The 245-nt window shown below is 45.7% G+C and carries 1 protein-coding gene; it reads right to left on the bottom strand.

Features of this window, described 5'->3' with window-relative positions; translation table 11 throughout:
• A partial coding sequence (locus LJE12_RS19900) for a transposase (RefSeq protein ID WP_227292448.1) occupies nucleotides 1-236 on the bottom strand: 236 nt, incomplete at its 3' end.
• Nucleotides 237-245: the final 9 nt, after the last annotated feature.

Raw genomic sequence — 245 nt, 5'->3', positions numbered from 1 at the left:
ACCCTTGCGATCTCTTTATGGAAATATCTTTCCAGTGCAAGGTACTTCCTGCCCAGGATAAACGTCTTCCCATTTCCAGAATCATAACACGTCATAAGGTTGTGAAGCCCCAGATCAATAGACAGTTCATGTCCGTTCTGTGGAAGTTCTTCCTGGTCAGGGACCTCATAAACAACAATAATTTTACAGCTTCCCTTCTCCGGCGGATAGATCCGCAGCTGTTTGATCTGATCCATGCCCCTGAA

It is taken from the genome of Blautia sp. DFI.6.71, assembly GCF_020593585.1.
Lineage (GTDB): Bacteria > Bacillota > Clostridia > Lachnospirales > Lachnospiraceae > Blautia_A > Blautia_A wexlerae.
This window is presented reverse-complemented; position numbering and strand designations above follow the sequence as displayed.